Origin of the sequence: Roseburia sp. (genome assembly GCF_041325975.1) — a bacterium.
Lineage (GTDB): Bacteria > Bacillota > Clostridia > Lachnospirales > Lachnospiraceae > Roseburia > Roseburia rectibacter.
Window position 1 is genome coordinate 368,883 of the sequence record NZ_JBGLEJ010000005.1, and the last position, 25,285, is coordinate 394,167.

General features: G+C 42.0%; 22 protein-coding genes and 1 pseudogene. 22 read left to right on the forward strand and 1 reads right to left on the reverse strand.

Annotated features, from left to right (window positions below; translation table 11 throughout):
• Positions 1–22 precede the first annotated feature (22 nt).
• On the forward strand, positions 23–754 hold the full coding sequence (sigE, locus tag ACDD58_RS12995) for an RNA polymerase sporulation sigma factor SigE (RefSeq protein ID WP_117919201.1): 732 nt from the start codon (positions 23–25) through the stop codon (positions 752–754).
• Positions 755–882: 128 nt separating this feature from the next.
• On the forward strand, positions 883–2,493 hold the full coding sequence (locus ACDD58_RS13000) for an MBL fold metallo-hydrolase RNA specificity domain-containing protein (protein WP_186899553.1): 1,611 nt from the start codon (positions 883–885) through the stop codon (positions 2,491–2,493).
• Here ACDD58_RS13000 and sigG read toward each other — a convergent pair.
• A complete protein-coding gene (gene sigG, locus ACDD58_RS13005) occupies positions 2,490–3,269 on the reverse strand; it encodes an RNA polymerase sporulation sigma factor SigG (protein ID WP_118208980.1) in 780 nt (259 codons plus the stop codon). The genes ACDD58_RS13000 and sigG overlap by 4 nt on opposite strands.
• 155 nt (positions 3,270–3,424) lie before the next feature.
• Between sigG and ACDD58_RS13010 the strand changes: the two genes are divergently transcribed.
• The 20 genes and pseudogenes from ACDD58_RS13010 to ACDD58_RS13105 all read left to right on the forward strand — a co-directional run bounded on the left by ACDD58_RS13010 (position 3,425) and on the right by ACDD58_RS13105 (position 25,211).
• The gene (locus ACDD58_RS13010) at positions 3,425–3,733 is read left to right on the forward strand and encodes a hypothetical protein (protein WP_241070973.1); all 309 of its coding nucleotides are present in this window, start codon (positions 3,425–3,427) and stop codon (positions 3,731–3,733) included.
• Between the two features lie 54 nt (positions 3,734–3,787).
• Entirely contained in the window at positions 3,788–4,633 is an 846-nt protein-coding gene (gene dapF / locus ACDD58_RS13015; protein WP_117919211.1) for a diaminopimelate epimerase, read from the forward strand.
• 21 nt (positions 4,634–4,654) lie between these two features.
• On the forward strand, positions 4,655–4,906 hold the full coding sequence (locus ACDD58_RS13020; RefSeq protein WP_117919213.1) for a PqqD family protein: 252 nt from the start codon (positions 4,655–4,657) through the stop codon (positions 4,904–4,906).
• Positions 4,907–4,919: 13 nt separating this feature from the next.
• Positions 4,920–7,097: an NAD-dependent epimerase/dehydratase family protein gene (locus tag ACDD58_RS13025; RefSeq protein WP_370777836.1), complete on the forward strand. Its 2,178-nt coding sequence runs from the start codon at positions 4,920–4,922 to the stop codon at positions 7,095–7,097.
• Entirely contained in the window at positions 7,094–8,005 is a 912-nt protein-coding gene (locus tag ACDD58_RS13030; protein ID WP_370777838.1) for a hypothetical protein, read from the forward strand. Before ACDD58_RS13025 ends, ACDD58_RS13030 begins: the two co-directional genes overlap by 4 nt.
• A 20-nt stretch (positions 8,006–8,025) precedes the next feature.
• Entirely contained in the window at positions 8,026–10,416 is a 2,391-nt protein-coding gene (locus ACDD58_RS13035) for an amino acid ABC transporter permease (protein WP_370778751.1), read from the forward strand.
• A gap of 30 nt (positions 10,417–10,446) precedes the next feature.
• Positions 10,447–12,321, forward strand: a complete 1,875-nt coding sequence (locus tag ACDD58_RS13040; protein ID WP_370777839.1) for a DUF2194 domain-containing protein — start codon at positions 10,447–10,449, stop codon at positions 12,319–12,321.
• 2 nt (positions 12,322–12,323) lie between these two features.
• Positions 12,324–13,766: a GT4 family glycosyltransferase PelF gene (gene pelF, locus ACDD58_RS13045; protein ID WP_370777841.1), complete on the forward strand. Its 1,443-nt coding sequence runs from the start codon at positions 12,324–12,326 to the stop codon at positions 13,764–13,766.
• Positions 13,767–13,769: 3 nt separating this feature from the next.
• Positions 13,770–15,224: an exopolysaccharide Pel transporter PelG gene (gene pelG, locus ACDD58_RS13050; protein ID WP_117919223.1), complete on the forward strand. Its 1,455-nt coding sequence runs from the start codon at positions 13,770–13,772 to the stop codon at positions 15,222–15,224.
• Complete coding sequence (locus ACDD58_RS13055) at positions 15,221–15,604, forward strand: DUF2304 family protein (RefSeq protein ID WP_117919225.1); 384 nt, start codon at positions 15,221–15,223, stop codon at positions 15,602–15,604. Before pelG ends, ACDD58_RS13055 begins: the two co-directional genes overlap by 4 nt.
• Positions 15,576–16,799: a glycosyltransferase gene (locus ACDD58_RS13060; protein ID WP_370777843.1), complete on the forward strand. Its 1,224-nt coding sequence runs from the start codon at positions 15,576–15,578 to the stop codon at positions 16,797–16,799. The genes ACDD58_RS13055 and ACDD58_RS13060 overlap by 29 nt, the downstream gene beginning before the upstream one ends.
• 35 nt (positions 16,800–16,834) lie before the next feature.
• Positions 16,835–17,632 (forward strand): glycosyltransferase family 2 protein, encoded by a 798-nt coding sequence (locus tag ACDD58_RS13065; RefSeq protein WP_370777845.1) that lies wholly within the window; start codon positions 16,835–16,837, stop codon positions 17,630–17,632.
• A complete protein-coding gene (locus tag ACDD58_RS13070) occupies positions 17,607–18,845 on the forward strand; it encodes a DUF4874 domain-containing protein (RefSeq protein ID WP_370777847.1) in 1,239 nt (412 codons plus the stop codon). Before ACDD58_RS13065 ends, ACDD58_RS13070 begins: the two co-directional genes overlap by 26 nt.
• Positions 18,846–18,863: 18 nt before the next feature.
• Entirely contained in the window at positions 18,864–19,850 is a 987-nt protein-coding gene (locus ACDD58_RS13075) for a glycosyltransferase family 2 protein (RefSeq protein ID WP_370777850.1), read from the forward strand.
• Positions 19,851–19,892: 42 nt separating this feature from the next.
• Positions 19,893–21,437, forward strand: a complete 1,545-nt coding sequence (locus ACDD58_RS13080; RefSeq protein ID WP_370777852.1) for a lipopolysaccharide biosynthesis protein — start codon at positions 19,893–19,895, stop codon at positions 21,435–21,437.
• Entirely contained in the window at positions 21,421–22,698 is a 1,278-nt protein-coding gene (locus tag ACDD58_RS13085; protein WP_370777854.1) for a nucleotidyltransferase family protein, read from the forward strand. Before ACDD58_RS13080 ends, ACDD58_RS13085 begins: the two co-directional genes overlap by 17 nt.
• Positions 22,699–22,712: 14 nt before the next feature.
• Positions 22,713–24,134: a DUF4832 domain-containing protein gene (locus ACDD58_RS13090; protein ID WP_370777856.1), complete on the forward strand. Its 1,422-nt coding sequence runs from the start codon at positions 22,713–22,715 to the stop codon at positions 24,132–24,134.
• A gap of 60 nt (positions 24,135–24,194) precedes the next feature.
• A pseudogene (locus ACDD58_RS13095) lies at positions 24,195–24,311 on the forward strand (glycosyl transferase); the annotation flags it as partial.
• A gap of 107 nt (positions 24,312–24,418) precedes the next feature.
• Positions 24,419–24,799, forward strand: a complete 381-nt coding sequence (locus ACDD58_RS13100; protein ID WP_117919237.1) for a hypothetical protein — start codon at positions 24,419–24,421, stop codon at positions 24,797–24,799.
• A gap of 106 nt (positions 24,800–24,905) precedes the next feature.
• Complete coding sequence (locus ACDD58_RS13105; RefSeq protein ID WP_241070976.1) at positions 24,906–25,211, forward strand: hypothetical protein; 306 nt, start codon at positions 24,906–24,908, stop codon at positions 25,209–25,211.
• Positions 25,212–25,285 lie beyond the last annotated feature (74 nt).

Here is a 25,285-nt window from a genome sequence, read left to right on the forward strand (position 1 = left end):
AAAAATTAAGGTGGAATTGGGAATGTACATAAAATTTGCGATACCAAAGATAAGAACAATGATATTTCCTGGTATTTTTCGAAAGAAAAAGAATGAAGTGCATTATATCGGAGGTGCAGAGGTACTTCCACCGCCACTTGCAGGTGAAGATGAGGCGGTATGTATAGAGATGCTCACAAGTGATGAAAGCGGGCAGCTTGCGAGGAAACGTCTGATCGAACACAACCTGAGACTTGTGGTTTATATTGCAAAGAAATTTGATAATACCGGTGTTGGGGTGGAAGATCTGATCTCGATCGGCACGATCGGCCTGATCAAGGCGATCAACACATTTAATCCAGGAAAAAACATTAAACTGGCGACCTATGCATCGAGATGTATTGAAAACGAAATCCTGATGTATCTGCGGCGAAACAGTAAAACAAGAATGGAAGTGTCTATTGATGAACCCCTAAATGTTGACTGGGATGGAAATGAACTGCTGCTTTCAGATATTTTAGGAACTGACGAGGACGTGATCTACCATGACATTGAAACGGATGTGGAACATCGGCTGCTTAAGACCGCAATTGGAAAGCTTTCCGGAAGGGAACGGATGATCATTGAACTGCGGTTTGGATTGAACACGATTGACGGTGAAGAAAAAACACAGAAGGAGGTTGCGGATATGCTTGGTATTTCCCAGTCTTATATATCCAGACTGGAAAAAAAGATCATGGGAAGACTGAAAAAAGAAATCGTGCGTCTGGAATAAAACACCATTTTATGTTGTTGTGCAAAATGACAAAATGATTAAAAAATTTATAAAATATGAAATAATATTGTGCATATAGCTGAAAAATAGTATAATGAAAGAAAAGCAGACAGAATGGGGGACTTCATATGGTATTGGAATTTTTAGGCGCAGCACATGAGGTAACGGGCAGTTGTCATTATCTGTCATTTGCAGATAAGCATATACTGGTGGACTGTGGAATGGAACAGGGACCGGATCTATACACGAACCAGGATATACCGGTTAATGCGGCAATGATTGATTATGTGTTTGTGACACATGCACATATTGACCATTCCGGATTATTGCCTCTTTTATACAATCATGGTTTTCGCGGCAAAATTTACTGTACGTTAGCGACTAATGAACTGTGTAACATTATGCTCAAAGACAGCGCACATATCCAGATGTTTGAGGCAGAGTGGCGTAACCGGAAGGCAAAACGAGCCGGAAAACCGGAAATAGTTCCTCTTTACGATATGAATGATGCGATGAGCGTGCTGAATCATTTTGTGCCGTGTGATTATCAGAAAAAGATTAAAGTCTGTGACGGACTTGAAGTAAGATTTGTGGATGCCGGTCATCTGCTTGGATCTTCAAGCATTGAAATGTGGGTACAGGATGATGACGGAACAGAGGTAAAACTGGCATTTTCCGGAGATATCGGGCCGGGCAGCCGTCCGCTTATCAAGGATCCGGAATATATCAAAGATGCCGATTATGTGATCATGGAGTCAACTTACGGTGACAGAAAACACAATACACCTCTGGATTTTGCGATCGCCCTTGCGAAAGTGATCAAAGAGACGCTGTATGAACGGGGAGGCAATCTGGTCATCCCGGCATTTTCCGTAGGCAGAACGCAGGAGATGCTTTATTTTATACGCAGGATCAAAAGCGAACATCTGCTGCCTGAATTTGAAAATTTTGAGGTATACATAGACAGCCCGTTAGCGGTTGAGGCTACAAGTATCTTTAATAAGAGCGTGGAAGAATGTTTTGATGAAGATGCGAGAGCACTTGTGCAGCAGGGGATTAACCCGATCGGATTTCCGGGACTTAAAATGGCGATCACAAGTGATGAATCGAAGATGATTAACTTTAATGATGATCCGAAAGTTATTATTTCTGCATCTGGAATGTGTGAGGCGGGACGTATCCGCCACCATTTGAAACATAATCTGTGGAGAAAAGATTCCACGATTTTATTTGTAGGATACCAGGTACCTGGAACGCTTGGCTTTTCCCTTTTAAATGGTGCGAAAGAAGTCAGGCTTTTTGGAGAGACGATCGAGGTCGCAGCAACGATCGAGAATCTTCCGGGTATCAGCGGACATGCGGACGTGGAACAGCTTACAAAGTGGGCGGCATCATTTGAAAACAAACCGAAAAAAGTATTTGTGGTACATGGGGAGGATAAAGTCACAGAGCAGTTTGCAGACCATCTGAAAGATGCTCTGGGATATGATGCATATGCACCGTTCCCGGGAGACGCATTTGACCTTGCAACAGGTGAACAGGTGCGTGAAGGTTCCAGGGAACGGGCAGAGAAAAAGACGATGGAGAAGAGCCGTGCGTCAAGCAATGTATTTGCAAGACTGCTTGCTGCGGGACAGAGGCTTCTTACGGTTATCAATAAATGCGAAGGAATGCCAAACAAAGAACTTGGTAAATTTGCAGATCAGATCAATGCCCTGTGTAATAAGTGGGAACGTTAAAGCGACAGATAATGACGGATGGATTTTAAGGCGGATTTTTCCAGACGGCTGACCTGAGCCTGTGAGATATGGATCTCGTCAGCCACTTCCATCTGCGTTTTGCCTTCAAAAAAACGAAGTTTTAAAATATAATTTTCGCGTTCGTTCAGCCGGTTAAGAGCGTCGTTTAAGGATAGTTCTTCGATCCAGTTTTCTTCCCGGTTTTTTTTGTCGCTGATCTGATCCATGACATAGAGTGTGTCACCGCCGTCAGTATAGACCGGATCATAAAGACTGAGCGGGCTTTGTATGGCATCGAGGGCAAAGACAATATCCTCTTTGGAAATGCCGGATTCGGCTGCGATTTCGTCAAGAGTCGGTTCTTTGTTTTCAGATTTTGAGAGAATCTCTTTTGTATGGATTGCCTTGTAGGCAGTGTCGCGCAGGGAACGGCTGACACGGATAGAGTTATTGTCGCGCAGGTAGCGCCGGATTTCACCTATGATCATTGGTACTGCGTAGGTGGAGAATTTCACACCGATCGTTGGATCAAAGTTATCGATGGATTTGATCAGACCGATACATCCGATCTGAAAGAGATCATCAACATTTTCGTGGTTGCCGGAAAAACGTTTGATGACACTTAATACCAGTCTGAGATTGCCCTTGATATATGTTTCTCTGGCAGCGTTGTCTCCCTGCTTGATTCGTGCAAACAGAGCATCTTTTTCCTCTTCTTTCAAAATGGGGAGTTTTGCGGTATTGACACCGCAGATTTCTACTTTATAAGAAGCCATGCTGTTTTCCTCCGGAATTTCGTATTTACCATAAAGAGCATGCTTCAAACAGATGAATTTTATTCAGAAATTAACTTTTTTTCCAAAGAGTTTCGTGTTAAAATAAAAAGGTATCAAAAACCAGAACAGAGTGTGGTGCAGTGATGATGAAAGATATGATCGATAAAAGAAATGAGCAGGAACGGATTGCGAGAAGTATTATCAAGTACTGGAATGTGAATTATATTCCGAGAGCACAGACCGATCCAATGAAACAGATGCAGACTGGGGAAACAGAAAGTAAGCAGGAACAGACTGCAGACGAAAATATGCAGGAAGACTACAATAGAGCAACAAATGCATATTCAGGTCAGTATGGTCAGGAGAAAGACTTAGATGGTGTGAAAAGAGAACAGATAGACAAGATCCTTCATGAAAAGGCAGAGAATATCCATCGTCTCTTTGAAAATGGGGGAGTAGAGTAACCGTTATTTATTTTTTGCATATGATATCATAAGGAAAATAACAGAGGAATCAGAATGTCTGAAATCATACTTCGCAAATATCATGGGGTTGGCAATGATTATCTGATTTTCGATCCAAAGAAAAATGACGTTGTTTTAAACGAAAGACTGATAAAGCAGTTATGCAGACGTAATATTGGCGTCGGTGCAGATGGGATTTTGTACGGACCGCTTATTGAAGATAAAAAAATTAAAGTACGAATTTTTAATCCGGATGGAAGTGAAGCTGAAAAAAGCGGCAATGGCATCCGGATTTTTTCAAGATATTTAAAAGATGCCGGCTATGTAAAAGAAAAAAAGTATTATCTGACCACAAAGGCGGGGGATACGCTTGTAACTTTTCTGGATGATGCTGGAGAGCGCATGCGTGTGGATATGGGATATGCGGTATTTGAGGCAGAACAGATCCCGGCACTTGGATTTGAAGGAGAAGTCGTGGGAGAATCGATATTTTTCTGCGATAATTTTTATAATGCAACCTGTGTATCCATGGGCAATCCTAACTGTGTTATCATGCTTGAACGGGTAGACCGCAAGAAGGCAATGCAGTTAGGACCGTATGTGGAAAATGCAAAATATTTTCCGAATCGTATCAATATGCAGCTTTGCCAGATCGTGGATGAAAAAAATATACAGGTTGAGATCTATGAACGTGGAGCAGGTTATACGTTTGCTTCCGGCACCGGGGCCTGTGCGGCAGCAGCAGCTTCTCACCGTTTAGGGCTGGTGGGAGATGAAGTGACCGTACATATGCACGGTGGAGATCTTTTTATAGAGTTTGGGGAAGACGGTAGAATTTTTATGACGGGTTCGGTTGTATATATTGGAAAAATTACTGTTGCAGAGCAGTTTTTTTCATGAAAGAGAAAGGAAATGATTTAGATGAAAGAACGGTATCAATTACGTCATGCGGCAGGGGCGTACTGGCTTTTGGATATGGAGCAGGGAAAACAATATAAAAAACCGTTCATGTTAAACGAGTGTGGTGCATATATTTATCGTGCGTATATTTCAGGAATGTCCGAAGATGAGATCGTACAGGCATTTGCAAAAGAATATGAATTATCATTCTCCGGTGCACAAAGTGATGTGAAACAGTTTATGATGGAGTTAAGACAACAGGGTATTATTTGAGGATGGGACAGATATGAACATATTGCTGGTTGGAAATGGCGGAAATTTCATGCGCCTTATGATTAACAGGCTGAATAAAGAAGGACACAGGGTATTCGTTCTGACGGAGGAACCAAAGAAAGGGTATAGTTTAAAGAAAGTATTTGAAGTGTATCATTTTTCGTATGAGGATGCCTGTGTGCGGGAGGTATTAGAGAGCATCATGCCACAGGTGGTTGTTTTTTGGGGGGCATACGACCATAATTTCTCCTGGAACAAGGTGGAAAATACAGCGGCATCCTACGCGGCCGGACTTACGAATATTTTGATGAATTATATAGCTTTAAAGAAAGGCAGATTTGTCTATCTTTCTTCGGAGAGTGTTTTTGATGGTGAAAATGCCCGTCTTATGAAGGAGGACGATCTTACCGGGGCATGCAGCAAGAGAGGGCAGGCAATTGCCATCGGAGAAGAAATCTGTAAAAATTATGCACGGATGGGGAATGACATTGTGGTTCTCCGGCTTGATCATCTGTATGGGGAGATACGAAAGAAAGAAGATACCGATACGATCTGCGCAAAGATGTGCTTAGAGGCTGTAAATACCGGTGAGATCATTGCGTCACAGAATGAAAAAATAATGCTTTTGCACGAGGCTGATGCAGTGGAGTTTATTTACCAGATGATGGTGACAAAGGAGCATAAACACACATTGTATCAACTGTCTTCCGGGGAAAAAATATCACGGTATGACCTTGCTAAGGCAGTTGCTGCGGGAATGAAGACCGGAGTCAGTGTCATAGAAGAAGAAAACGAAAAATACCGGGAAGTTATGCTTTCCGGTAAAAGATACGAGGAAGAGTTTGGGCTTCGTGTGATTCATCATGCCGGGACTGATGTGGAAAAGATTGCGGCTTATTTTGGCAGGCATGCAGCAGAATTTACAGATATAGTGAGGAAAAAGGGGTATTTGTTTCAAAGATTTGGCAGCAGAACAAAGGAAATCATAACGAATCTGATCCCTTTTATGGAAAACCTTATCTGTTTTATCCCATTTTTTATGTTAAATAACCGGGCAGTTGGAAGTGAATATTTTCAGAATATTGATTTTTATCTTCTGTATGTGCTGTTGTTTGCACTTGTGTATGGACAGCAGCAGGCAACGTTTTCTGCGCTGCTTGCCGTGGCTGGATATTGTTTCCGGCAGATGTATCACAGAAGCGGATTTGATGTCATGCTTGACTATAATACCTATGTCTGGATCGCACAGCTTCTGATCTTAGGTCTGGCAGTAGGTTACTTAAGGGACCAGCTTCGCGCGATGAGAGAGGAACAGCAGCATGAGGTATCATATTTAACCAAGCAGCTGGATGATATTTCAGATATTAATGTCAGCAATGTCAGGGTAAAAGAGATTCTTGCAAATCAGATCGTAAATCAGAATGACAGTTTTGGAAAACTATATGAGATCACGTCAAGTCTTGAGCAGTATGAACCATGTGAGGTACTTTTTTATGCAGCGGAAGTGCTTGCAAGACTGATGGGAAGCAAGGATGTGGCAATTTATACAGTGGCGAACCGTTCTTATGCACGTCTTTTTTCTGCAACATCAGCAAAAGCACGCAGTCTTGGTAATTCGATCAATTACAGCCAGATGGATGCCATGTATACGGTTCTTGCCGGGAAGAAGGTTTATATTAATAAAAATATGGATGAAAGGTATCCGCTTATGGCGAATGCCATTTATTCAGAAGATGAGATGCAGCTGATACTGATGATCTGGGGGATTCCGTGGGAAAGGATGACGTTAGGACAGGCAAATATGCTGACAGTTATCGGCTATCTGATCCAGAATGCGGTGGTGCGTGCAAACCGTTATATTGCCGCGTTAGAGCAGCAGCGATACATACAGGGAACAAATATATTGGAACCGGAAGCCTTTTCATCCCTCGTAAAGGCATATTTAAAGGCAAGGGATAAGGGTCTGACACAGTGTGCACTGCTTTCTGTGGACACAGAGAAAAAAGACCGTGAAGAGACTGGCAGACGGCTTACAAAACTCTTGAGACAAAGTGATTATGTCGGTGAACTTGAAGACGGAAAAATGTATGCACTTCTTGCAAATACCAGTACAAAGGATGCAGATATGGTAAGAGAAAGGTTTGAAAAAGAGGGAGTGTACTGTCAGATTCAGGAGGATATATTTTTATGACAGTTACGGAAAAGAGATTTTGTATCGTCCTTTTGATCAATATGGCGGTTGCTATTTTTTACGTGGTATGGAGCAGTCTGGGCAGACGTGAAGGGAAAAAAACAGATATACTGATGAAAGGCATCGTTATGTTTCTGTGTCCGGTGGTGGGACCGTTGTTCTTTTTTGCCGGACTGGTGTTTAATAAGGTCTTTTTCAGACAGAATGTAGATCTTGAGGATGTTATTTTCAGTAAAGAGCGTGTAAAGACACATCTTCGTGCTGATGAGGAGAGGGAAGGAAATTTAGTACCGATCGAGGAAGCACTTGCGATCAGTGATAAGGACAGTTTGAGAACACTGGTAATGAACGTAGTACGTGGAGATGTACAGAATTCCCTGGCATCCATTTCACTTGCATTAAACAGTGAGGATACAGAAACGTCACATTATGCCGCTACGGTATTAAGGGATGCACTGAATGATTTCAGAAAGCGTTCGCAGGAACTTTACCTTCAGATGAAACAGGATGGATGCGACGCGGCAGAAGGAGCATGTATCCTGATCGAGTATATGTATGGAGTTTTGATCCAGGAGGTGTTTCATGAAAAGGAACAGCAGACCTATATTGACATGATGGAAGAGGCATGCAGCTTCCTGAATGAAAAATATCAGGAAAAACTGCAGGTTTCCTATATTGAGGGGCTTTGTATGATGCTTCTTAAGATAAAGGATTTCAAGCGCATGAAATACTGGTGCGATAAGAGCAGGGAACTTTATCCGGAGGAGTTATCAACTTATACCTGCTACTTAAAACTTTATTTTACAGAGGGAAACAAAAAAGATTTCTTTGATGAATTGGAAAAATTAAAAAAATCCGATATTGTAATAGACAGAGAAACATTGGAATTGATTCGTATTTTTAGCTGAAGGAGGTGATGGCAGTGTCGATGAAAGTTCTGACTGTATTACAGTTTATCAGCATTTTTGTGATCTATACCGGGTTTTTTATAGCGGTTCCGGCACTGCTTTTGCATCGCAGGCTGAAAGATGAAATATTTAGTGTCAGGTTTTTCTTTTATATTGTATTAGGTCATTTTTATCTGATCAATCTGGTATTATTTCTTCAATTACTTCATATTTCTGGAAGATTCACACTGATTTTGGGCAGTGTTCTCCCGGTTATTGTATCATTGATCCGTACGAAAAGAGTTTCACCCAAAAAAATCGGGCACGTCATAGGAAACAGAACATCGCATGTCATCCGGGAGACGCTTGGCATCAAGCTGCTCCTTCTTGAGATAGTCCAGTGGATTGGCAGGAAGGTGAAGAAGCTGTGCAGAAGAATGAGTGGACTGATCATCAGACATTTTGCTGATGGAGTGCTGTTTATTGTATTTACTGCAACGGTTCTTGTGATGTATGGCACCAATATGATCCATACATACGGTTATTGTGCATCCGATATACCTGTGCACAATTACTGGATCAATGCAATGGGAAATAATGATGTATTTGTAGCTGGGATTTATCCGTTTGGATTCCATTGTGTGATCTATTATATTCATGCTGTAACAGGAATAGAAACATATGTTCTACTCCGGCTTTTTTATGTAGTGCAGGTTTTATATATCCATTATGCACTGCTGGCATTTTTGAAAGCATGCTGCAGAACATCATATTGCGCATGGGGAGCTGTGTTTTTTTATGTGCTTGCAGCATTTTTTAACAGGAATACCTATTCCCGTTACTACAGTTCCCTGCCACAGGAATTTGGTATGATATTTATTCTGCCGGGAATTTACTTTATGTTTGTCTTTTTAAGACAGCGGAAAGCAGAAGTGGATCAATGCAGAAAAGGAAAAAATATTGCCGGATTAAAGACCTGGAAGTGCAAAAGTACCCGTTATCTGATGGGATTTGTTGCAGGATTTGGTCTTACACTTATTGTGCATTTTTATGACACCATGGTAGCAGGTCTGTTCTGCATCGGTATCGCAGGGGGATATCTGTTTCGTATTTTTAAGAAGGAATATTTTTTCCGGGTACTTGCGACCGGTATCTTAAGTATTTTCTTAGCAGTGCTGCCGATGGGAATCGCATTTTTACAGGGAACGCCATTGCAGGGATCACTTGGCTGGGGACTTAACGTGATCAATGGCAGCAGTAATACAGGCAATGAGGAAGAACAAACAGATATTACAGATAATGAAAACGAAGAAATGAATACAACGGGTGCACTGAGCCAGGGCACGACGGAAAGCATGGGTCCGGCCGGAAATACAATGAATCAGACAGTGTCCGGTAATAGCACAGACAATGTACAGATGCCGGAAACAACGCAGGTAAAAACGTCAACGTTTGCTGCGCTGGTGGAAAGGGTACGGTTCCGGATCACTGATATTGCAAAGAACGGTCTGGATTATCTCTGGACGGGAGTGCACAATGTTGTAATGCTTCAGGCAAGTGACCAGTGGATGATGTTCATTTTTGGCTGTGAGGGATTTTGTCTGGCAGGAGGATTATTATTTGTGCTCATTGGAAAACTTGACTACGGATCAATGCTGATGTCCACCGGATTTGGACTGCTGCTTCTGATGATGTTTCTTAGTGCATGGCGTTTTGGACTGCCGCATATTATGGATGCAAGCAGGTGCAGTATATATGTGGCTTATATGATACCGGCAGCGATAGGGCTTGGAGCAGACGGCATAGTGGCACTGGTCTTTGGATTTTTTAAGCATGATATCTGGATGAATCTGGTCTCACTGCTGACCTCAGCCGTCCTGGTTGCGGTACTGGTCAACGGAAACCAGATCCGTACACCGTCGATCGTAACAGCACTGCAGTCAAATTCGGCGATCACTTGTCTGGCAAATATAAAAAGAGAAAACGAAAAGTATAAATATACGATCTGTTCTGCAAATGATGAACTGCGAATGATGGAAGATTATGCGCGTCACGAGGAGACGATCACATTTTTACGAAGTATGGAAGGAAATGCGGTAAACGGAAATCTGACATTGCCGACAGACCGTGTATATTTCTTTATTGAGAAGATACCGCTTGATTATACTGTAGCATATGAGGGGAGCGGACAGCGTATCTCGGAAGAAGGAGCAAAAAAACCGTTGCCGACAGCAAATGATATTTCCGTTTATGAGGGTGAAAACAGATGGATCGTAATGTCAAGGATGTATTACTGGGCGCAGGCATTTATGGAACTGTATGGAAAAGAAATGCAGGTGTATTATGAAACAGATGATTTTGTCTGTTATGTGGTAGAACAGAATACCTACAGTTTATATGATTTTTCGATTGATTATGGATATAATGAATGACAATAGGATGTTTGAAGATCATATATTCTATTGCCGGCAGAAAAAATAGCAGATGCCAAAAGAGATGGATCTGGAAAGGAAAATGTGATGGTATCCCGGAGAAATTTTGCTACGATCACTATCATGCTCGTTATTTTATTGTTTATGTTTCAGTTTACGGGTGTGATGAAAGATAAACTCAGTAAATATGGAATCAATGAATATCAGGAGAGTGCCCGGACAGAACTTACGGAAAAGGATATGTTTCCTGCATCCGGACAGAGTGAACAAAAAACGGCAAAGGTTTTTTATGCCGGGCAGAGTGAAAAAACAAAAAACACGGTAAAATGGTGGTGTACATACAGTAAACGGGATTTTCAGACCGCAGACTCCCTGAATGTTATCATGGATGATGAAGATGATCTGCCGGATGTTCTGGTCTTAGATGGAACATATCTGGAAAACAGGGAGAATATAAATGCGGTCAGTGATGCGGTTGAAAATGGTGTAAATGTTGTGGTTTCAGGACTTCCGGATGCGGATGAGATCGAGAAGAACAACAGTTTGCGAAAACTGCTTGGAATCCGTTATGTGGAACAGAAAGAAGTAACACTCGAAGGCATACATCTGTTTGCAGGATTTCTGCTTGGCGGGGAAGTCATCTATCAGGCGAAAGATGAGGAAGAAGAAAAAAATAAGGATATGGATCTTACGGTTCCGTGGTATGTGACGGGTGAGGGAACCAAAAGCTATATGGTTGGAATGTTAGAAGATGTCCGGCCGGACAGTGGAAGACAGCCTGCGATCATATGGAGAAACGGACTGGAAAATGCCTGTGTGTTCTGTGTGAATGGTGATTATCTGGAAGATAATTCCGGTATTGGAATCCTGGATGCAATGATGGCAGAAGCATCTTCCTTTGAGATTTATCCGGTGGTTAATGCACAAAATCTTGTGATCGCAAATTATCCGGGATTTGCATCAGAAAATGAAAATAATATGGAAAAAATATACAGTCAGTCACAGAAAGCGTTGTTTCGGGAGATTATCTGGCCGTCTCTGGTTTCAATTGAACGAAAGATCGATGCAAAACTGACTTGTATGATGACACCACAGTTTGATTATAATGATGAAAATGAACCGAGGGAGGGAGAAGTTGCATATTATCTGAAATTATTGAAAGAGGAGTATGGGGAAGCCGGGCTTTCCTCCGGTAATGTGTCGGATACCGGATTGTCTGAAAAAATGGAGCAGGATGAACAGTTCTGGAAAAGAGAGGCACCGGATTACTGTTTTCAGTCTTTATTCCTGGAAAATGAAAATGAACTTGGTGATGCCTTAGAAAATGATAAACTTGGCGGAATAAGGACAGTTGTAACCCCGGAATCACAGACTTACGATGAACCGGTCATTTCTTTTGCCAAGGAAAATGTGACGCTGCAGCGGGCTACCGGGGACGGCGTAAATCACACATTTATGGATGATTTCAGACAGAGATGCATTCAGACAGCGCTGGGATATTCCAATACAGTGTGGGATCTGCTTGTGGCAGCGTATCCGGAGAAAAAAGCTGATGCATGGGAGGTCCTTTCGAAGGAAGCGGCGTCTAACATCTGTACTTATCAGAAACCGTATATGGTGTTTGATGAGACGACTCTTTCAAAGAGCGACCAGAGAATCCGCAGATTCTTTGCACTTTCCTATTCCGTGGAATCTGAAGATAATACGATTTCGCTGCATGTGGATGGATTAGAGGAGCAAGCATGGTTCTTACTGCATACAGGAAGCCGTGAAATAGAAGAAATGCATGGCGGAAGTTTCTCTGCAGTTGAGGATGGTGTTTACCTGATCTGTGCAGAGAATGATGAGGTAACGATCCGGTTGAATGAGGAAGAAGAAAAACAATTGTTTTTTTACGAGGATTGAGAATGAAAGTATGTATTGTAGCAGAGGGATGTTATCCTTATGTGGTAGGTGGTGTGTCGAGCTGGATCAACAGCATGATAAAATCTTTTCCGGAGATCAAATTTGTGGTGCTTTCGATCGTGGCAAACCGTTCCTACCGGGGAAAATTTGTGTATGAACTGCCGGAAAATGTGTCAGAAGTTTATGAACTTTATCTGGAAGATTATGACTGGGTAGAACAGAAGAAAAATAAAAAACTGCACTTAAATCAGACAGAATATGAGGCGCTGCGATCCTTACTTTTAAACCGTAACGTTGAGTGGGATACATTGTTTACATTATTTGAAAAGAAAGAATTTTCACTGAATGCTCTTTTGATGGGAGAAGATTTTTTAAAGGCAGTGCGGGAGTGTTATCAGCTTAAGTATTCACAGGTTGTCTTTTCTGATTTTTTGTGGACGATGCGGTCCATTTATCTGCCGCTATTTCTGACCTTAAAGATGGAACTGCCCAAAGCAGATCTGTATCACTGTGTTGCAACCGGGTATGCAGGGGTGATCGGAAGCATGGCAAAGAAAAGATATGGATGTGCGCTTATGGTTTCAGAACATGGAATTTATACCAGGGAACGGGAGGAGGAACTGATCCGTGCAAAGTGGGTAGGTGGTATCTATAAAAATATCTGGATTGAACAGTTTAAAAAAATGTCACTGCTTGCATACCGGTATGCAGATCAGGTAACATGCCTTTACAAGCATGCCATGGAACTTCAGATCGAACTTGGATGTCCCGCAGAAAAAATAAAAATCACGCCAAACGGTATTGATGCACAGAGATTTGTCAGATGTCTTGAGGAAAAGAGAGAAGATGATGATATGATCAATATCGGGGCTGTGCTCAGAATTGCGCCGATCAAGGATGTGAAAATGATGATCCGGGCATTTGCTTATGCAAAAAAAGAGGCACCAAAACTTGCGTTATGGATCATGGGACCATCGGATGAAGAAAAAGAATATGCAAAAGAATGTTTAGAACTGGTGGAACTGCTTGGTGTGGAAGATGTGATCTTTACGGGAAAAGTTGACGTGACAGAGTATCTTGGCAGAATGGATATGACCATACTCACGAGTATCAGTGAGGGACAGCCGCTTACGATCCTGGAAAGTTTTGCTGCGAAAAAGCCGGTGATTGCAACGGATGTAGGAAATTGCAGAGGACTGATCTATGGCGAAGGGGATTCGTTTGGGGAGGCAGGAATCATCACACATATCATGAATGTGGAGGAGATTGCCGCCGCGATGGTAGATCTTGCACGGCACAGGGAGAAGAGAATCGGTATGGGAGAAAACGGTTACCGGAGACTAAGGAGCCGGTATCTTGTAAATGACATGAGAGAAACGTACCGGCAGATCTACCGGCAGTTTGAGCATGCAGACAGAGAGCAGGGAAAGAAAGGGGATGTGTGATCTATGGCTGGAATTGGTGTAAAACTTCAGAAAATATATGACAGGCGCACGATCCTTGCAAATCTGGCGGGCTTTGGGTACAGTACCATGGTTACGATCGCACCAATGTTTGTTGTGATCGGCAATGTGATGCTGATGAGTCACTTCCTTGGCTATGAGACGGTGGGATATGCGAGAAGGGGATTATTTTCAGGCACGGTACTTTATATTTTTATATTTTCCCTGCTGGTTGCGGCGCCGTTTAATGCTGTATTATCGAGATATATGTCCGATATTATTTATGAGGAGAAATACGAAGATATCCTGCCATGCTATGAAGTCGGACTGTTTCTGAATATCGTGTTTGGGTGTCTGTTTGCGATTCCGTTCTGTATCAGAGAGTATCTGAAGGGGCAGGTGGATCTGGTATTTGTGTTTACCGGATTTTGTGGATTTATTTCGCTTCTGCTGGTATTTTATTCCATGCTGTATCTGTCAATCTGCAAAGACTACCAGAAAATATCTTTATTTTTCCTGATGGGAATGGCGGCAGCATTTGGGCTTGCATGGCTGCTCGTAAAAGTCTTTCACAGAGATATCATATACAGCATGCTGCTTTCACTTACGATCGGATTTTTTCTGACAGCATCAATATCAGCAGCAACCATAAAGAGTTACTTTAAAAGAAACAGTCATCAGTACCGCAAGGTGCTTCGCTATTTTAAAATTTACTGGCATCTTGTTGCAACAAATCTGCTGTATACGTTAGGACTTTATATACATAATTTTGTATTCTGGACGACGGATTTAAAGATGACGGTGGCAGATACATTTGTCTATGCGCCGGCATATGATATGGCAACCTGTCTGGCAATGTTTACGAATCTTTCGTCGACTATTATTTTTATCAGCCGCGTGGAAATGCATTTTCATGAGAGATACAAGGCTTATTCGGAGGCTGTTATCGGTGGAAGATGGGAAGATATCAACAATGCCAAAAACAGAATGTTCCGCCAGCTTGCCGCCGAGCTTATGAATCTTGTGAGAATCCAGTTTATCGTTTCGGTCGTGCTTTATCTGCTCTGTGTGATATTGCTGCCGGGAATGGGATTTTCAGGGCTTGTAATGCAGATTTATCCTTGTCTTGCAGCCGGATATTTTATTCTTTTCCTGCTGTACGCGGAACTGATTTTTCTGTATTATTTTAATGACATGACAGGAGCACTTTTAACAGCGGTATGTTTTTGCATGGGTACTTTTTGTGGAACGCTGTTTTCAAAGGAACTCCCTGACCTCTGGTATGGTGCGGGGCTTGTCATGGGAAGTTTCCTTGGGTTTACCGTTGGATATTTTAGACTTCGCTGGGTGGAACGACATATGGATGTGCATATTTTCTGCCAGGGTGAATTATTTAAAATAAAAAGAGGAAAAAAACCTTCCGCAAAAAGTTATGACAGAAAAGAGGGGATCAGGGCATGATATTAAAAGTGTTGATGATAGGTTTTGGTATATTTCTGCTTATTATGGATCTGTTTATGTATGCAAGACAGAAACTCACAGATGTGATCGGACTTGGCTGGGCGATCGTTTCGCTGGCATTACTTGTGGCGGGTATCGTTGTAAGCCTGGATGATGTCTGTTATCTGTGGAGTGGGGCAAAAAATATCGTTTTGCTTATGTTTGCGGTGTTTGCTGTTATAATTCTGTTTTTGTTTAAGATCAGTATGGCAGTGTCAGTTGTGGTAGTAAAAAATCAGGAACTGGCGATGCAGGTATCGCTGCTCAATCAGGAAAATGAAAGAATATTGCAGGAGCTGAAGGTGCTTGTGGATGAAAAAGAAGATATTGTTCGTAATTAATACGTTAGGCGGAGCCGGTGCGGAGATGGCACTTTTAGAACTGCTTGAAAAACTGATAAAGGAAAATGAAAAAACAAAAGATGTACAGTATGAAATATCTCTTTATGTCCTGATGGGGCAGGGAGAACTGGTAAAGCGGCTGCCGGGAGAAGTGATACTGAAAAATAAATCGTATCAGCCCTTGTCTGTTCTGCAGAAAGAGGGAAGATATTTCATGTACAGGACAATATTAAAGACCATGTTTGTCCGTGGAACCATATTCCGCCTGATGCCGTATCTTTTGTCATTGCTTGCGGATATGTTAAAGAAACGTAAGATTTTACCGGATAAACTGCTTTGGCGTGTGCTGTCTGATGGAGGAGAGCGGTTTGCGGAAGAATATGATCTTGCGGTTGCATATTTAGAGGGGGGATCGGCATATTATGTTGCAGATCACGTCCATGCAAAGAAAAAGGCTGCGTTTATACATATTGATTACACGAAAGCAGGATATACAAGGAAGTCAGACCGTGACTGTTATCTGAAATATGATGCTGTTTTTCCAATCGGGGAAGAAATAAAGCAGCAGTTTTTGAAGGTTTATCCGGAATGCAGTGGACGGACAAAGGTTTTTCATAATATCATCAATACAGAAAAAATAAAAACAAAGGCGCTGCAGCCCGGTGGATTTTCTGATGATTTTGACGGTATCAGGCTTTTGACGGTCGGCAGGCTCACAGAACAGAAATCCTATCCAACAGCAATACGTGCAATGAAAATGATAAAAGAGAAACATAAAAATGTCCGCTGGTATGTTCTTGGGGAAGGACCAAAACGAAAGGAACTCGAACGGTTGATCGGGTCACTTGGCATACAGAAAGATTTTATTCTGTGTGGATCTGTGGAAAATCCGTATCCGTATTATAAGGGTGCAGATATCTATGTACATGCAACCGGATTTGAAGGAAAAAGCATTGCGATACAGGAGGCACAGACACTTGGACTTCCGGTAATTGCGTCGGAGAGCAGCCGTGAACAGATCAAAGATGGTGTGGATGGTGTTTTATGCAGATTAGAACCAGAAGCAGTCAGTGATGCTGTATGCAGAATGGTGGAAGATGTGGCAATGAGAAAACGGTACGGGGAGGCATCTCTCAAAAAAAATGTTGTCTTTGAGAAAGATATGGAACTGTTGACCGGGTTACTGTCAGATTGACGGAAAAGATACATGCAGCAAAAAAGAGGATTGGAATGGAAATGAAAAAGCAAAAAGAGTTATTGATTATTATGCCTGCATACAATGAGGAAAAGAATATCGAAGCAGTGCTCTGTGAACTTGAAAAGCCGGAAATAGCGTCTATTGCCGATATTCTTGTTATGAATGATGCATCTTCGGATTCAACAAACTGGGTGGTAAAGGCGCATGGACATACGTTAGTTACGCACGTGTTTAACCTTGGTTACGGCAGTGCCTTACAGCTCGGTTATAAGTATGCGATACGAAGGAAATATAAGTATGTGATACAGATGGATGCAGACGGACAGCATGATGTATGCAATATTCCCCAAATTTATGAGAGACTCCGGCAGAAGGATGCGGATGGCAGATATCCGGACATTGTGCTTGGATCAAGATTTATGGAGGAAAGTTCTGATTTTCCGGTTTCCATGACAAAAAAACTGGCATATGCGCTGTTCCGTAAGATGATCAAAATGACGACAGGACGTCAGATATATGATCCGACAACCGGACTGCAGGGACTTAGCCGGAAGGCATTTTTATATTATTCGAAATACAAGCATTTTGATGATAAATATCCGGATGCAAATATGATCATTCAGATGCTGCTGCTTGGATTTAAGGTGGAAGAGATACCGGCAGTCATGCATAACAGGCAGACGGGGGTCAGTATGCATTCCGGACTGAAACCGGTTATTTACATGTTTCGTATGGTGTTTTCAATTATCGGAGTAGTATTCCGTGTAAAAGTACTAAAAATTGATGCGGGGGCAGGGAAAGAAGATGTTTTTCTGGAAGAACAGAAATAAAAAACATTTTACAGTAAGATTCCCGGAAGAGAGCAGAAAAGAATGTGCAAATCCGGGCAGAGGATGGTATCATATTTACACATTTACACTGGATAAGAGAGATACGGATGGGCTTTTATATCAGCCTTTCTGGGATGACGAGACACTGGTGCTGGTACGATTTGACATCGGGGCATATCGGGGAAAAGAGCTTCCGAAAGAAGCACTTGCGTATGCTGATGAAATTTTAAAATGTTTTCACTGTTACGGGAAAGAGGTCATTTTGCGTGTCTTGTATGACACAAAGGGGAAAGGAATGGAACGGGAACCGACGTTGTTTTCCATGATTTTAACCCATATGAGGCAGATGGGAGCGGTTGTGCGTGCACATAAGGATGACATCTTTGTAACACAGGGATTATTTATCGGTAACTGGGGGGAAATGCACGGATCTAAGTTTCTGGATCAGGAATACATCAGGAAACTCTATGCAGCGTGGAGAGAGGCGATAGGACCGGACATTAAGATCGCACTCAGAAAACCGTCTTTCTGCCGTATGGCAGTGGCAGGAGAGGATGGCGAATTGGCACCTGGAGTATTTGATGATGCGATCTTTGGCTCAGAAAATCATATGGGGACCTTTGGACAGAAGCATCGTGATGACAGTGTGTGGACAGAAGACTGGTGCATTGAAGATGAACTGGTTTATATGCGGGAAACATGTGGATTGGTTCCATTTGGTGGGGAAGTGCTTTTTGGGCAGGAGGCACCTGTGAAAGAAATGCTGCTTTCGCTGAAAGATTTGCGGGTTACATATCTCAACAGCATTTATGAGGGGCAGATATTAGACCAATGGAAACAGATGGAATATGGGGAATGGGGCAGTTTCTACCAGTATATTGGTGCACATCTGGGATATCGTTTTGTGGCAGAGAAAGCTGTATTTTATACAGACAGAATAGAAATTGAGATAGCCAATACCGGATTTTCCAATATCTGTGATAAAGCAGAACTTGCATTGGTTAAGGAAAATATGGACGGAACAGAAGATGTTTATACGGCAGATTATGATATCCGGACATTATCCGGACATGAAACAGCAAAAATTATATTTCCACTGTCAGGATTGCAGGATGGAAAGGGAAAATATTATCTGAAGCTGACAAGATGCAGAGGAAAAGCGGAGATACGTTTTGCAAATGAGGGGGCAGGAGAACAGCTATATCTCAGATAAAAAGGGAGTATGAAAAACATGACAAAAAAGACAGACAAGATCAGTGTGATCGTGCCGGTATATAATGTGAAAAATTATCTGGAAAGCTGTGTGCAGAGTATTATGGGTCAGACATATCCGGATCTGGAGATACTTTTGATCGATGATGGATCTAATGACGGTTCTGCAGAGATATGTGACAGGCTCCAGGGTGCAGATGCGCGTATAAAAGTATATCACGAAAAAAATAAAGGAGTGTCTGGTGCGAGAAATAAAGGTCTGAAGGAGGCAACAGGTGCATATATTGCATTTGTTGATGCGGATGATGTATTAGATCCGGATATGTATACCTACCTGACCGGGCTTTTAAAAACATATAAAGCACAGATCGCCACATGTTCCGGATGGTACAAATATGATTCCGGTGTGGAAAAAAGGTTTGAAAGTCCAAGAAATGTGGTCTGTTTAAACGGAAGAGAAGCACTTGGTGTTTTGCATGAGAGATGCTATCTGCGTGCCTATGTCTGGAATAAACTGTTTCGACGGGAGGTTCTTGACGGAATCCGTTTTTCAACGGAACTGTCTTTTGCGGAAGATTATGAGATGTTCTGCCGGGTACTAGAGCAATGTGGCAGAATCGTATGCGGAACAAAAACGAAATATTATTATATGCAGAGAAAATCAGGTGTATGCAATTGTGGATATGACAGAACATACCAGAAGGCAATGATGATGTTTGAGGATTACTGCAGGATCTATTCACGCAGGTATCCACAGTATAAAAAATTATTTGAAAACCACTATCTGTTTGATCTGATGGGGATGGCTGCTGCAATGAGCCGGAACGGTAATTATGTTGCCGCTGACTGCAGAAAAATAAAAAAATATGTCAGACAAAAACTGCCCCAGTATCTTATGGATAAAAAGGTTTCACTTCATTTAAAGGGAAGCGCCTGTATGATCAGTGTCAGCGTAAGGGCATTTGGCGCAGTCTACCGGTTACTGCACGGTGTGGAATCTGAATAACCGGGCACATTTTGTGAAAATAGGAGAGAGGTGAGAATACAGATGGAAAAGAGCAGAACAGAATATTCTACCATGAATACCATGGTTGCAATGATCTCAAGAATCGCTGCGATCCTGATGGGATTTGTGACACGTGTGGTATTTACACATACACTCAGTGAAAGTTATGTCGGAATCAACGGACTTTTCACAGATATCTTAAATGTACTCTCACTGACAGAACTTGGTGTGGAGACGGCGATCAGTTATGCGCTCTATCGCCCGATCGCGCAGGGGGATATCAAAAGACAGCAGATTCTGATGCGGATGTTTCAGACATTCTACCGTATTACAGCAGGCTGTGTGGCAGTGTTAGGACTGTCGATCGTCCCTTTCTTTGATATTCTTATGAAAAACCGGCCGGATGTGGATCATCTGATGCTTATTTATTTTTTATATCTGGCAAATTCGGTCGTATCGTATCTGCTGGTATATAAAAGAACATTGATCGAAGTGCATCAGTTGAACTATATCGTTCTTTTATATCAGACGGCTTTTCTGATTTTGCAGGATATCTGTCAGATCCTCATTTTACTTACAACACACAATTTTATATTATTCCTGATCATTTATATTGTCTGTACACTGCTTTCAAATATCTGTATCTCGTTGAAGGCGGATCGGATGTATCCCTATCTGAAAGAGAAAACAAAAGAAAAACTGCCGGAAGAAGAGAGAAAAGATATATTCCGCAATATAAAAGCCATGCTGATGCATAAACTTGGAAATGTAGTGGTCAATAATACAGATAACCTGCTTATTTCCTCCTTTGTGGGGGTTGTCAGTGTAGGTATTTATTCAAATTATTACCTTTTGATCGGATCAGTCAGACAGGTGCTGGATCAGATTTTTCAGGGAATCACAGCGAGTGTCGGAAATCTTGGGGCAACGGAAGACGAAAAAAGAGTAAAGAGTATTTTTGAGACGGCTTTTTTTATCGGAAACTGGCTTTATGGAGTCGCTGCGATCTGTCTATATGAATTGTTAAATCCATTTGTGGAACTCACATTTGGGAAGCAGTATTTGTTTCAGATGCCTGTGGTTTTGATCTTATGCATCAATTTCTATATCAATGGAACGAGAAAAGCGGTACTGACATTCAGAGATTCACTTGGATTGTTCTGGTTTGACAGGTATAAAGCATTGGTAGAAGCAGTGTTAAACCTTGTCATTTCGGTGATTCTGGTATGGAAAGCAGGAACATTTGGAGTATTTGCAGGAACGTTTCTCTCTACCATGCTCACATCTGTATGGGTGGAGCCATATGTTCTGTACCGGCACAGACTGCATGCGAAAGTATCTTCATTCTTTGTCCGTTATGTGATCTATGCAGCAGTGACAGGATTGACATGGTATGGAACAGACAGGATATGTGCATTTGCAGGCGGCAGTGTCATTGTTGTATTTTTGAAAAGACTTTTCATTTGTGCGGTAGTGCCACATCTTGTGATGCTTTTATGTTTTTGCCGTACAAAAGAATTTGGGATTGTAAAGAGAAAGGCACTTGCTATCTGGAAGAAGAGGTGGAACGATGGAAGAAAAAAATGAAGAAAAAAATGAAGAAAAAAATGAAGAAAAAGAACTTATATTGTGCAGCCTTCTGGATGCAGCTCTGCATGCAGAGTTGCATGAGGATAATCCGGCAGATATAAAACAAAAATGTGAAAAGATAAAACAACAGAAAACAGACTGGAAAAGCATTCTTTCGATAGCGGATAACCATCGTGTGCTGCCGCTTTTATATGATGTATTGGAAGACATCCTGCCTGAAAACGGGGAAGACTGGAAAAGGGTGGAAGAGAAAAGTATACAGACTGTAGGGCAGTCTTATCGCCTGCTGTTTATGAGCAGGTATGTGACCGGACTTTTGGAGGATGCAGGGATGCATACGATCTTACTGAAGGGAAGCGGTATAGCAGGACTTTATCCGGTGCCGGAACTGCGTAAATCAGGGGATGTTGATCTTTTATTTGAGGATGAACAGACGGCGCAGAAAGCGGGCAGTTATCTGTTAGCGCATGGTTTTATGGCGGAAGGTGGTCATCAGGAAAATCATCATCTTACTTATATAAGTCAGGAAGGGATTCGCCTGGAACTGCATAGTGCGCTGGTGGAGCCATTTGATTCACAGGAAGTGAACGCTTTTATGAAAAAATGTCAGAAGACTTTCTTTGAAAACAGAGTTACGGAAAATGTGATGGGGGTGGATTTTTTCCTGACATCACCACCGTATCAGGCATTTTATCTGCTGTTACATATGCTTCAGCATTTTCTGCGTTCGGGGTTTGGATTAAAACTTTTATGTGACTGGGTTGTGTTCTGGGAACATGGATGTACGGCAGAGGAAGATAAGATATTTTTAAATCTGGTCCGGGAATGCGGAATTTTAAATTTTGCATGTGTCGTTACGGAATTTTGTATCAGATATCTGGGATTATCAGAACAAAAGGTGGAGTTTCTCAAAAATCAGGGCGAAGCTGACGGTATGAAGGATGAATCTTACCTGAAAGAATTTTTTACAGAGATCATGGAATCTGAAGAGTTTGGTGAGGCGGCCCCGGAGCGGATGGTAGCCATGAGGGGGACTGGATGGATGGATTATATCCGGGAGTTCCATCATCAGATGCATTTAAGCCATCCGAAAGCCGGAAGGTATAAAATACTTTATCCCATTTTGTGGGTAAGGACATTCTTCGGATTTGTATACCGTAACCGGAAACTTCGCGGAATATCGAGCATAGCTATCTTAAAAAATGCAAAAAAAAGGAGCCGTCTGGTAACAAAAATGAAACTGTTTGAAATGGACTAAAAAAGAGGAGTAGAATGAGAAAAAAATTACTGTTTTTCATTCTGTTTGTGCTTGTGATTGCCGGGATTATTGCCGGAGTACATGACTATTTTCACTGGAAAGTAATGCTGACGGAAGAAAATTTTACGGAATCTTCAGAGGAAATATGGAATCCGGACCGGGGTTTTTATCATATTTATGGGTTTTTGATATCGGACGAACCGGTGGATATGGGGGAACAGTTAGACACACAGATGGAAAAAGATTCAGATCATGCACTTGCCATGGTGCAGATCAATTTAAGGGAATATCGGGAAAAAGAGATATCAAAAGAAGGTCTGCAAAATATAGAAAAACTGTTTCAGGCGATGTCAGCTGCAAAAGTACACTGGATCGTACGTTTTTTGTATGACTGGAATGGAGAAAATGAAAAGTATGAGCCACAGAGTATTGACATTGTGTTAAAACATATGCAGCAGACAGGGGAGGTATTGGCAAAATACAGGGATTCAGTTTTTACGCTACAGGGGCTTTTTGTCGGCAACTGGGGGGAACTGAATGGAACAAAATATGCAAAAACGGATTCTTTGCAGCAGCTTGCAAAACAGCTTGTACAATCGACAAATGGTCAGATGTATCTTGCTGTGCGGACACCGGTACAGTGGCGGAAGATCATGGAAAGTGCAGACGTTTCCAGAAAAAATGGTCCGAATGATCCTTTATATGACATGCTGGGACTGTTCAATGACGGAATGTTAGGAAGCGGCAATGACTGCGGAACTTATGGGGAGAAGAGTGCTGCAGAAGCCGGGGTGGATCAGGCATGGAACCGCAGTGAAGAACTTGCATTTCAGGAAAAGTTATGTTCACGTGTGCCAAATGGCGGGGAGGTCATTATTGACAACGGATACAATGATTTCGAGCATGCCATTGCGGATTTGAAAACCATGCATGTGACCTATCTGAATGAGGATTATGATGAAGCCGTATTGGAAAAATGGGCATCATCTAAGGCGCAGACAGAGGATTGTTTTGATGGTATGGATGGTCTTTCGTATATACGCAGACATTTAGGCTATCGTCTGCTGTTGTCAGAAGTTTCCATGCAGCATGATTTCTGGGAAGATACGGCAGAGATCACAGTGGCATTGCAAAATGTCGGTTTTGCACCGGTCTATAAAGAATATGAGCCGGTACTTCTTGTGAAAGATGAGACCGGACAGACGATTTATGAGGAAAGTCCATCAGGAGATGTCAGATCGCTTTTGGGAGGAAATGAAGCAGACAGAAAAGAGAGCTTTTCTGTCAGTGTACCGCTTCGGGGAGTAAAAAAGGAATGCTACAGTGTGTATTTTGCACTGCGTGATACAGCAGACGGCAGTTTTATCACATTTGCCAATGAACAGAAAATAGAAAATGAAGGATATAAGATCGGAACCATTTTACTCGAATCGTAAAATGGTTCCGATTTTGTTTGAGTTTTTCCGTAAGATAAACTGTGAAAGGAAGGAAAAATTATGACAGAGAACAGAAAAATATATCTGAGTTTTGTAGTTCTATGTTATAACTCTGAAAGTTACATGACAAGGTGCATTGAATCACTGCTGCCGGGTGGAGAAGATGTGGAGATCATTAAAAAGTCGATTTTGGGAGAAAAAAGACGTGTGGTGATGCTTGACAGTACAGACGGATATGGGTAAAATTATAGAATAAGACTAAAAACAGGGAGAGGGAAGTTCATATGAGAGAGTATATGAAACCGATGTTAGTTACCAGTGATGAACTTGCAGAAGGGGTGTATCTGGCAAGTGGGGCAGGATGTTATACAGCATCTGCTTATATACATCAGACTCCGCAGGACGGAAGAGGAGATTACCGCATTCAGGTTAATGGTAAACATGATGCAGATCATACCAGGGAAGCACAGCAGTTGAACATTTCGTTTAACCAGCCGGTCAGTTATGTATCCGGTGGTACAGGATGTACATCAGGTGACGGAACAAGTTCCCTTTGCATTGCTTTGGGATATCATCAGAATCCGACGGATAATATTGGGTTTGGCGATCTGGTCGTACAGTCAGATGCAGGTCTTGCAATTACAGGGGTAAGTATTACAGACTAAGGGACAGATCCGGTAAGATAAAATAATAAATGAACTGAGGAATATAGAAGTAATGAACAGATATGAAAGACCAACGATCATCGCATATTAGGATACGGCAGAAGGCGTGTATCTTGCAAGCGGTGGTGCAAACGACCATGTAGCAAGCGGCATAAAATGTGACAGCCAGTATATGAACGGCAACTGGCAGGCACCGGACTATTCTTCATGGAATGGGGGTACCAGAGGTTACAGGCAGCAGTTCGGATGTCTGGGATGTCCGGCTAATACAGCTTCAGCTTGTGGACTTAAGACACATTACGTGGATTCCGGATACGCTGGAAGCTATGATACCGATAATGGAAACCGTAAGCCAACATGGGAAAAGAAAGGATACGGACCGGATGATACGGTAACGGATTGGTCTATGTAGAGCATATAGAAATCAGAACAGGGTTATCATATGGCATGTGTTTGGGCGATTATCTGACACATATCCATGTGGTA